The following is a 10428-nucleotide window of genomic DNA, read 5'->3' as shown; positions in this document are numbered from 1 at the left end:
GGCCGGCAGATCCTTGAGTTCAAAGCAGTTACACGCAAAATATTGAAAACAAAACTCCTAAATGATTACGAGCCGCGGGAGAAAGCTCCTATGTGAGCCGGTCACAGGTCAGGGTGACAAGAGGCGGAAAGCAGCGGGCGAAGGCTGTCGTATGATGGCAGCGTGAGAGGCCGGAAGACAGTTGTCGGAATTCTTGTCCTGGCGGCGACGCTGCTGAACGGATGCTACAGTGGCTCGCGACCGCCGCGGATCGGCGAGGCGGCGCCGGATTTTTCCATCCAGGACACCTCCCGGGCGGTAGCACTGCACGATTTCAGGGGCAAGGTGGTAGTGCTGAATTTCTGGGCGACATGGTGCCCGCCATGTGTCGAGGAGATGCCGTCGCTGGTGCAGATGCAGTCGCGCCTGAAAGACAAGGGAGTAACCGTGCTGGCAGTGAGCGTGGACGTGGACGAGAATGCTTACAAGAAATTTTTGAAAGACCACGGCGTGGACTTGCTGGCGGTGCGCGATCCCAACCAGAAGTCGAATGCGCTATACGGCACGTTCAAGTTCCCGGAGACGTACGTGATCGATCGCGACGGTAAAGTGCGGCGGAAGTTTATCGGCGCGATTGACTGGAACCAGCCGGAAATTGTGTCGTACTTGAGCAGGATGTAGGTATTTTGAATTTTTGAGTTGTTAGAGTTGGCAACGGCAATAAGCCTCCCTTCATCGCGGCCCTCGAATGAGCTGCCTTCCAACAGTTCCGATCGTACGGGCGGAGTAGGGTCCCTCGACTCGCGCTCACGAACCCGCTCTCGACGGTCGCGGCCGTTCGCGCTCGCTCGGGATGACAAACTTCAATTTCGAGTTAATCGGCGCGATGCTACAGGCGCACGTTGCGCAGGCGGAGCGAGTTCGAGATGACGGAGACGGAGCTGAAGCTCATGGCGGCGGCGGCAAGGATGGGGCTGAGCAGGATTCCGAAGAATGGATAGAGCACGCCGGCGGCGATGGGCACACCGAGCGAGTTGTAGACGAAGGCGAAGAACAGGTTCTGGCGGATGTTGCGCATGGTGGCGCGGCTGAGGCGCCGGGCGCGCACCACGGCGCGCAGATCGCCCTTGATCAGAGTAATGGCGCCTGCTTCCATGGCGACATCGGTGCCGGTGCCCATGGCAATGCCGACGTTGGCCTGGGCGAGGGCGGGAGCGTCGTTGATTCCGTCGCCGGCCATGGCGACGGTGCGTCCCTCTTGTTGCAGGCGCTTGACGATTTCGAGTTTGCGCTGGGGCAGCACCTCGGCTTCGAATTCGGCGATACCGAGATGGCGCGCCACCGCTTCGGCGGTAGCACGACTGTCTCCGGTCAGCATGACAATGTGCAGGCCGTCGCGGTTGAGGGCGCGAATCGCTTCCGGAGTAGAGCCCTTGATGGGGTCGGTGATGCCGAGCAATCCGGCGGGACGCCGGTCGATGGCGACGAAGATGACAGTTTGACCGTCGCGGCGAAGCTGTTCGCTACGGGCAATTAAGTCGGCGCAGCCGATCAAATGCAGCTCCTCGAAGAGCCGCTCGTTTCCGGCGACGACTTCCCTTCCCTCGACGCGGCCAACGACACCTTTGCCGGTAATCGCACGGAAATTTTCCGCGTTCGACAGCTGCAGCTTTCTTTCTTCGGCGGCCTTCACCACCGCGGAAGCGAGCGGGTGTTCGCTGGAGCGTTCCAAGGCGGCGACGAGGCGGAGAAATTCGGGCTCATCCTGGCCGTTCGCGGCTACCAGCGAGACCACGGCCGGTTTGCCCTGGGTGAGGGTGCCGGTTTTATCGACCACGAGGGTGTCCACTTTTTCCAGAATCTCCAGCGCCTCGGCATTCTTGATCAGCACGCCCGCGGTGGCGCCGCGGCCGGTGGCGACCATGATGGCAATGGGGGTGGCGAGTCCGAGGGCGCAAGGGCAGGCGATGATGAGAACGGCGACGGCATTGACGAGGGCGTAGGCGAGTCGCGGTTGCGGCCCGGCAACGGCCCAGGCGAGAAATGAAATCGCCGCGATGGTAACGACGGCGGGCACGAAGTAGGCGGCCACCCGGTCGGCGATTCTTTGGATAGGAGCGCGGCTGCGCTGCGCCTCGGCAACCATGCGCACGATCTGCGCCAGCAGCGTCTCGCTGCCAACCCGCTCGGCGCGCATGATGAACGATCCTTGCGCGTTGATGGTGGCGCCGATGACGCGCGCGCCCACAGTTTTCTCCACCGGCATCGGCTCGCCGCTGATCATGGATTCATCCAGCGTGCCGGCGCCTTCGGTAACGATTCCGTCCACCGGGACTTTTTCGCCGGGACGGACGCGCAGCAGATCGCCGGGATGAACCTGTTCGATGGCAACGTCGGTCTCGCTGGAGTCAGGATTGACGCGGCGCGCCATCTTCGGCGAGAGGTTGAGCAGGGCGCGGATGGCCAGCGAGGTGCGGCTGCGCGCGCGTAGCTCCAGGACTTGTCCGAGGAGGACGAGGGTAGTGATGGCCGCAGCAGCTTCGTAGTAAACGTTGACGATGCCGTGCTCGCGAAAGGCGTCGGGAAAAATGCCGGGCGCGATGGTCGCGATCACGCTGTAGAAGTAGGCGACGCCGACCCCCATGCCGATCAGCGTAAACATGTTGGCGTGGCGGTTTTTCACCGAGGCCCACGCGCGCTGGAAGAAGGGCCATCCTCCCCAGAGCACCACCGGCGTTGCCAGGGCGCACTCGCCCCAGGTCAGCAACCAGCGCGGAAACGCGTGCGCCAGCGAGGGCAACATGTGTCCCATGGCGATGACCAGCAGCGGGAGAGTAAGCGCGAGCGAGATCCAGAAGCGGCGCGTCATATCGCGAAGCTCGGGATTATCGGGCTCGGCGGACTCGACGGTGCGCGGCTCCAGCGCCATGCCGCAAATAGGGCAGGCGCCTGGTTGGTCGCGAACAATCTCCGGGTGCATGGGGCAGACCCACTCGGTTTTTGTAGCGGAAGCGGAGATGGTTTCGGGCTCCAGCGCCATGCCGCACTTGGGGCACGCCCCCGGCCCTTGCTGCCGGACTTCGGGATCCATGGGGCAGATGTACGTTTGTTTCTGGTCGAGGGCCGACGGCTGACGGTCGGCAGGACCTTTCGCCGGGGCGCCGGCACCAAGGGTCACCAATCCTCCGGCTTTTGGCGATGGCGTGGGGGGCGAGAGATTCACCAGGCCCGAGGGCTTGCTCAAATACTTTTGCGGATCGGCGCTGAACTTCTGGGCGCACCCGGGGCAGCAGAAATAATAAGTGCGGCCCTGGTGATCGGCGCGGGCGCGGGCGCGAGCGGGATCGACACTCATGCCGCAGACGGGATCGGTCACCAGCGCGCTTGTTGGGGAGCCTTCGGTCATGCCCAGGTTTCCAGATGTCGGCTGCTATAGTTAGATTCAACCGAATATGCAGTGTATTCGCAACTTCTGGTTTCGAGGGAAGCCTTGACAGCGGTGGAAGTGGCATTTCAATACGGCAAGGCGCCGGGAACGGCGGAGATGCGCGCCATCGAAAGCGTGCGCGACGTCTATGGAATCCGGCGGATTGTCTTCAACGAAAGCGAAAGAACTTTGCGCGTAGAATACGACGCTACCAGGTTGACAGAAGACTCGGTGGCGGCGCTGCTGCGGCAGGCGGGAATCGATGTGACGGAGAAACTCCGGTTGGCCTAGAAATGCAAAGGGGCGCTCAAGAAACTCTCTGGCCGAAAGTTATTCTCGAGAGCGCCCCTGTTGCGCGCCACTTCGTCTGTCCTTTCTCAAAGCAACCTCCATGCCAACGGCGCACACTGATAGCACGCGACTTAGTCGGCGGCTGAATTTTTTATTAGGTAGCTTTTGCCAGAGCCGGGGAAAGAATTACGCCCCGCCGCCAGGCACCAATTAAACCCTCGCCAGGATTACCGTTTCGTCGCCCCCCGAACCCTAACTGCCACTGCCAAAAAGAGTTTCGCCGGCGGGTGATTGGGTTATATTTTCGTCAAAAGAGGGTGAACCAACAAGTCCAACGCGAGCAAGGACGTACGCTTACCGGCGTGCAAAGCGACTCTGCCGCCGTGAGCCTGGACGACATCCGACTCCGTTTGCGGCGGCTGGAAAGCCAGGACTGGTGGCTGTGGGGCGGCGCAGTGCTGGTGATGCTGCTGCTCACGTTCGGAATCCTTTCGCTGAGCTTCCCGGGCGTACTGCACGAGGAAAATTCCTTTTACTGGGTGCAACTGGACCTGGCAGCGCGCGGACTGCTGGGGCTGGTGGTGGTATTCAGCGTATTCGTGGTGTATCAGCAAGTCCTGATTAAGCGGCTGCGGGTGCAGCTGGCAGCGCAGTTGGCGGAGATGGCGGCGCTGGAGACGCGGGCCGAGGCTTTCGAAAAGCTGGCGATCGCCGATCCGCTCACCGAACTCTATAACCGGCGCTTCGCCACCGAACACCTGCCGATCGAAATTGCCCGCGCCGCGCGCCAGGGCTATCCCTTGACCGTGCTGATGCTGGACCTGAACGGCTTCAAGTCGATCAATGACCAGCACGGACACGCCGCCGGAGATGCCGCGCTGCAGGAGTTCGCGCGTCACCTGAAGCGCGGCTTCCGTTCCTCCGACCTGCCAGTGCGAATGGGCGGGGACGAATTCATGGTCGTGTTGCCGGAGTGTTCGGCGGAAAACGTTCCCAAGGCATTGATGCACCTGCGCGACCTGTACATCGAGCACCTGGGCACAAAGATCGACATTACTTTCGCGGCGGGCTGGGCCGAGAGCCGGGATGGCGACACTGCCAACGAGTTGTTGGCCCGGGCCGACCGGGCGCTGTACGCGGACAAGCATACAAGCAACGCGGAGCAGCAGGTGCGCGCCGCCCAAGCCGCGCTGGAACAACAGCAGAAGATGGTCACGGTCGGTCACATGGCGGGCGGGGTGGCGCACGATTTCAATAACCTGCTGACGGTGATCCGGGGATACAGCGAGCTGCTGCTGGACTACATTCCGGCCGGCGACGCGCTGCGCGACAAAGTAGAGGAGATCGACAGCGCGGCACAGCGGGCGGCGACGCTGACGCGGCAGCTGCTGTCGTTTACCCGCAAGCAGCCACCCGACCCGGACCATCGCGTTGACCTGAACAAGATCGTTTCCGGCATGGACAACATGATTCGATCGCTGCTGAGCGGTGCGCATCAGGCAGCGTTCGAACTGGCCAATGACCTGGACACGACGCGCGCCGATCCCAGCCAGATCGAACAAATGATCATGAACCTGGTGATCAATGCGCGCGACGCCATGCCGGAGGGCGGCAGCATCACCATCCGCACCGGAAATGCCGTACTGGATGACGCCTTCGTGAGCGAGAATCCCGGCTCGCGCCCGGGCAGCTACGTCAGCCTGGCCGTTTCCGATACCGGGGTGGGAATGAGCGAGGAAGTGAAGGCGCACATCTTCGAGCCGTTCTTTACCACCAAGTCCGCCGGTGAGGGCACAGGGTTGGGGCTGGCCATCGTGTATGGCGTGGTGAAGCAGACCGGCAGCTACATCGCGGTAGACAGCGTCCCCGGTCAAGGGACCACGTTTACGGTTTATTTCCCGCGCGCCGTCGCAGCAGTTTCACAAAACGCAGCCAGTTCCGCGGCCTCCGCCGTCCGTTAAGCCCATTCGTGGCGAATTCAATCCCAGCTCAGGCTTAAGGAAGCTTGGTCATGTACTGACCGCAGGCGGTGAACAGCGACAACAGGTTGGCAAGGCCGAGCAGGTCGCGAATGCGCTGGTTGAGGTTGACAAGTTGCAATTCGCAGCGCGCCGACTTGGCGGATACGTACAGACGCACCAGGGTGCCAAGCCCGGAGCTGTCCATGTGGCGGAGATCAGTGAGGTCGAGAACGATGCGCCGGGCCCCGGGCAGCACGCGCATGAACTCTTGGCGCAACTCGTCGGTGTATTGCGAGGTAAGGCGGCCGGTGCAGCGAATTACGATTTCATTTCCGGTCTGGGTGGTGTGAAAACGCAAGCGACGAATGGAAGAGACCGCATCGGAAGACATGCCACCCTCCCGGCTGAAACGCCGGAGCCCCACAAGAAGCCGACCTGCAGCCTAGTTTAGCACTGATCGGGAAGCGGCTTTGGAGGCGGACAGAACGACAAATACCGTCACGCCGCAGTGACACTCCGTGACAACGGCGACAACTCGACTCCACCTTAGCGCCGTTACCGAGGTGCCAGATGCGGAGCATGGCCATAACGTAAGTGGCCGGATTAGAACCGTTTCCATTCTGGTAATTCGGGCCAGCCCAATGGCGTCGCAATTGCACCGATCCAGCGCATAATCCGGAATAATTGCTCTCAAGGAGACAGGATTTCCATGCGCAAACAGAAGGGTTTCTCACTGATCGAATTGCTGATCGTAGTCGCGATCATTTTGATTATCGCCGCGATCGCGATTCCTAACCTGCTGCGTTCGCGAATTGCCGCGAATGAAGCGTCAGCGGTGGGCTCGGCTCGCACCATCAACACCGCGGAAGTCACCTTTGCTTCCACCTATCCGAACCACGGCTTTGCCACCTTGGCTCACCTTGGGCCACCAAGCTCAGGCTCGGTTGGTGATACCGGCGCCGGCTTGCTGGATTCCGTGTTGGCCAGCGGCACCAAGAGCGGCTATGTGTTTTCAGTCGTAACCAGCGGCGCCCCCAGCGGCGGCGGCGCAGCGACGATCTACACCGTCAACGGCGACCCGCAGAACTCGCAGACCGGTCAACGGCACTTCTTCACCGACCAGTCGGGCGTGATTCGCTTCAACGTCAGCCAGACCGCCAGCGCCAGCGACAGCCCGCTGCAGTAGTCTGAGCTGATTTATAAGATCCTTCGGCCTACGGCCTCGGGATTTCGGCACGCGCTCCCTCTTTGCTCATGCCGCGTAAGCGCCTCAAGTATGGCGAAGTACCTGGGGGGAGGGTACGAGCCGGGGAGCACCGGAGCAATCTGGTGCTCTTTAATTTGAGCTCCTGCTCTCAGCGGTAGCTGATACCGCGTAGCACACAGCCCTCAGGGTCAGGAAATAGGCTTCCCCTTTAGAGGAAGCCTTGAGCCCGTGATTGAGACGGTATTGCGTGAGAGTTTCATTGAGAACGCCCTAGCAGAAAAGCGCGGCCCGCGGACGCATATTTACGCGCTCTTTTCCACCGGGTGCGGCTTTGCCGGCTGATAATCGCCAGGAACTGCCCTTGCTGAAATGTTGAAACGGTTCCAGCCATTGATGGTCACGACAGCCAAAGTGAGATCCGACAATTCCTTGTCATTGAAGTGTTGACGTACATCGTCGTAGATCTCGTCCGGCACGTGGCCATGGGTGATCAGCGTAAGAGCTTCGGTCCACGCCAGGGCAGCGCGCTCGCGATCCGTATAGAACGGAGATTCGCGCCAGGCATCCAACGAATACAAGCGCTGCTCGTTTTCTCCGCTCGCGCGCAAGTCCTTCCAGTGCATGTCCAGACAGTACGCGCAGCCGTTGATCTGCGATGCGCGCAGGTAGACCAGGTTGAGCAGAGTTCCTTCTATGCCACATTCGTGAAGATACTGTCCCAAACCAAGCATGGCTTTGAATACTCCCGGGGCCGCTTTGACATAGTTGAAACGTGCTTCCATGTATCCTCCTTAGACCGATCGATTCGGCTGCGTACATCGAAAGCGCTCATTCATTTTTTGGATGTCGGTCCCCGATTTCCCGATTCGTCAACCCCACGTTAATCCTCCAAGATTTTTCGTTCAGTAACACCGGAGTCGCAATCGCGGATGCGAGCCGACGGGATACGACAAGAGTGACTGAGTTTCTGAATCCAGGTTCGTTCCTGTTGGCAGACATCGAGACGAACCACACGTTTCCGGTCGACGGGATGCAGCTGTGCCCAAGCGAACTTGGACCTGTAGCAATTTTCCCGATCAGCGCCGCCGTGCCCCTGAGGTCAAAAAAGTTCTTACCAGCCGCGCGTCTGCAGCAGTTGCGATGCTTCGATGGCAGCCACGGCCAGGCCCTTCATGGCTGTCTTCGCCTGGGTGCTGGCCTCCAGTACGATCTTGGCATCGTTGTAGTGAGTGGTGGCGACGACAATCGACTTGGCGCGAAGCTCAGCATCCTCGCGCTCTTGCGGATCCTTGAAGCGCCCGTTCTCGTATCCGACCTCAAGCGGCGTAGTGCCATCCTTCATGAAAATGCCGGAACCAACGAACACGGATTCGGCGCCGAGCTGCATCATCAGCGACGCGTCGGCCGGTGTGGCGATGCCACCGGCAGAAAAATTCGGCACCGGCAGCTTCCCTGCCCTGGCAACCATGCGCACCAGTTCATAGGGCGCCTGGTGGTTCTTGGCGGCGGTGTAAAGTTCGTCGTCACCCATCACGGTGAGCTGGCGCAGTTCGCTGACAATCTGGCGCATGTGCTTGACCGCGTGCACCACATCACCGGTGCCGGCCTCGCCCTTGGTGCGGATCATGGCCGCGCCCTCGGCGATGCGGCGCAAGGCTTCACCGAGATTACGCGCGCCGCAAACAAAGGGGACCTTGAAGGCGTGCTTGTCGACGTGGTTGGCTTCGTCGGCGGGAGTGAGAACCTCGGACTCATCAATGTAGTCGACGCCGAGCTCCTGCAATACCTGGGCTTCGGCGAAATGGCCGATGCGGCACTTGGCCATGACCGGGATGGACACCGTGTCCATGATCTCGCGAATCAGTTTGGGATTGGCCATGCGCGCGACCCCGCCAGTGGCCCGGATCATGGCCGGCACGCGCTCCAGCGCCATGACCGCAACGGCGCCGGCCTTTTCCGCAACTTCCGCCTGCGCCGCGCTCATGACATCCATGATCACGCCGCCCTTGAGCATTTCAGCCAGCCCGGTCTTGAGCCGCAGGCCGCTGCTGCCATTGTTGTCCGACATGCTTACCTCACTTCGTATGTAACCTGGAACCCTCTATTTTAACCCGCCTGGGAGCATTTGCCGAATTAACGAACTGCCGAAGCGTGGAATTGAAATTCGGCAATTCGGCAGTTCCGCAGTTCTCCCTGCAGAGCTATTTTCCTCTCCCGCGGCTGAGGAACTTGCTCATCATCCGCTCCGCATCCACGGCCTTGAACTTACCGCGCGCAGTCGCCAGCAGTTCATCGCGTTCGTTGCGAATCTCGGCGGCGCGCAAGTGCTGGCGTCCGCGCACGCGCACCTCCCATCCGGAGGCGGTCAACCGGGCTCCCAGCGGAACCGGCTTCAGGTAGCGCACGTTTAACTCTATCGTTGGCGCCAGCACGTTGCGCAGCCGTGAAGGCTTGGACATGGCCTCATCGAGGATGGCCGCAATAATGCCGCCGTGGGCGTGCCGCGGCGGTCCCGTAAAGCGGCGTCCGAGGCGAAAATGCGCGACGAAACGTTGGCTGTTCTCGTCATGCACGAACTTCAGGCGCATGCCCTCTGCATTGTCCTTGCCGCATCCGAAGCAGTAGTTTTTGCGCAGCGCGGGATGCTGTTTCAGCGCCGGATGCTTGTGGTGCACGTGACCGTGGACGGGGCGTTTTGGCATGGGTTCAAGATGATCTTGAACGAACAGCGGAAGCAGTGTTTTCAAGTTTTACGTTTCAAGGTTTCACGTTTCACGTTGTGCGGTTTTCAAAGTTCGCGCCGAGCTGTACGACGTGAAACGCGAAACGCGAAACGCGAAACTACCTCTTTTGCGCCACTAACTCCGCCACGCCTTTTTCTTCGACCGTTTCGGCGTAGTGGAGAATTCGCAGGCGCAAGAAGGTGTGCAGCAGCTCGTTTTCCTGCAAGTAGTACTCGGGATGGCGAACGGTCTTGGCGTGTTTCGTTTTGTGCTCTTCCGTGTAAGTCTTGTAGATCAGCAGGCCTCCCGGCTTGAGCGCCTTGACCAGCGCGGGATAAAGATCGCGCTGCAGGTAGAAGAAGACGAGTACCAGGTCATACTTCTCTTCCCCGGGATCGAAGGAACGGAGGTCGCGGACCAGGAAGTTGATTTTGACGCCGCGCTCTTCCGCCTTGCGCTGCGCCTTCTCAAAGGCGACTTCGGAGATGTCCACGACGGTGACTTTCCAGCGCAGTTCGGCCAGCCAGATGGCGTGACGGCCGGTGCCGCCGGCGAGATCCAGCGCGCTGCCTCCCTTGGCGAAAGTGGGCTGGATATATTCGTCGTAGGCGCTGAGCAGGAAGGGGTCGGGCTCGAAGGCGCCGTGCGACTCTTCCTGGTAGCGGCGGTTCCAATCCTGCCGCTCGTCTTCCTGTTGCCTGGCAATTTCCCGCATACTCGCTCCGTTCGCTGCAACCCACGGCAGTTCAATGCGTTATCCGGTCAATACGATGTGGGCCATAGCCCCACGCCGCATAATTTTATTTAATCTAAGCGCCGGGGTTGACTATCTTAAACGCT

General features: G+C 60.5%; 10 protein-coding genes. 4 read left to right on the top strand and 6 right to left on the bottom strand.

Features of this window, described 5'->3' with window-relative positions:
- Positions 1-162: 162 nt before the first annotated feature.
- Complete coding sequence (locus VFI82_11625; GenBank protein HET7185326.1) at positions 163-660, top strand: TlpA disulfide reductase family protein; 498 nt, start codon at positions 163-165, stop codon at positions 658-660.
- 208 nt (positions 661-868) lie between these two features.
- Here VFI82_11625 and VFI82_11620 read toward each other — a convergent pair whose 3' ends face one another.
- Positions 869-3385, bottom strand: a complete 2517-nt coding sequence (locus VFI82_11620; protein ID HET7185325.1) for a heavy metal translocating P-type ATPase — start codon at positions 3383-3385, stop codon at positions 869-871.
- A 51-nt stretch (positions 3386-3436) separates the two neighbouring features.
- On the opposite strand from VFI82_11620, the gene VFI82_11615 reads away from it, so the two are divergent.
- Positions 3437-3697, top strand: a complete 261-nt coding sequence (locus VFI82_11615; protein ID HET7185324.1) for a hypothetical protein — start codon at positions 3437-3439, stop codon at positions 3695-3697.
- 317 nt (positions 3698-4014) lie between these two features.
- Entirely contained in the window at positions 4015-5658 is a 1644-nt protein-coding gene (locus VFI82_11610; protein HET7185323.1) for a diguanylate cyclase, read from the top strand.
- A gap of 34 nt (positions 5659-5692) precedes the next feature.
- Here the strand turns inward: VFI82_11610 and VFI82_11605 are convergent, their stop codons facing one another.
- Positions 5693-6049, bottom strand: coding sequence for an STAS domain-containing protein (locus VFI82_11605; GenBank protein ID HET7185322.1), 357 nt, complete (start codon positions 6047-6049; stop codon positions 5693-5695).
- A gap of 318 nt (positions 6050-6367) precedes the next feature.
- Between VFI82_11605 and VFI82_11600 the strand changes: the two genes are divergently transcribed.
- Positions 6368-6844, top strand: coding sequence for a prepilin-type N-terminal cleavage/methylation domain-containing protein (locus VFI82_11600; GenBank protein ID HET7185321.1), 477 nt, complete (start codon positions 6368-6370; stop codon positions 6842-6844).
- Positions 6845-7167: 323 nt separating this feature from the next.
- On the opposite strand, the gene VFI82_11595 is transcribed toward VFI82_11600, so the two are convergent.
- The 4 genes from VFI82_11595 to VFI82_11580 all read right to left on the bottom strand — a co-directional run bounded on the left by VFI82_11595 (position 7168) and on the right by VFI82_11580 (position 10303).
- Positions 7168-7647, bottom strand: a complete 480-nt coding sequence (locus VFI82_11595) for a carboxymuconolactone decarboxylase family protein (protein ID HET7185320.1) — start codon at positions 7645-7647, stop codon at positions 7168-7170.
- 329 nt (positions 7648-7976) lie between these two features.
- Positions 7977-8933, bottom strand: coding sequence for a pyridoxal 5'-phosphate synthase lyase subunit PdxS (gene pdxS, locus VFI82_11590; GenBank protein HET7185319.1), 957 nt, complete (start codon positions 8931-8933; stop codon positions 7977-7979).
- A 133-nt stretch (positions 8934-9066) separates the two neighbouring features.
- Positions 9067-9567: a PaaI family thioesterase gene (locus tag VFI82_11585; protein HET7185318.1), complete on the bottom strand. Its 501-nt coding sequence runs from the start codon at positions 9565-9567 to the stop codon at positions 9067-9069.
- Between the two features lie 139 nt (positions 9568-9706).
- Positions 9707-10303, bottom strand: a complete 597-nt coding sequence (locus VFI82_11580) for a class I SAM-dependent methyltransferase (protein HET7185317.1) — start codon at positions 10301-10303, stop codon at positions 9707-9709.
- Positions 10304-10428 lie beyond the last annotated feature (125 nt).

Source organism: Terriglobales bacterium, assembly GCA_035691485.1.
In the GTDB taxonomy this organism is placed as follows: Bacteria; Acidobacteriota; Terriglobia; order Terriglobales; family Acidobacteriaceae; genus JAIQGF01.
Note: the sequence above shows the minus strand (reverse complement) of the source record. Positions and strands in the feature narration are given on the sequence as shown.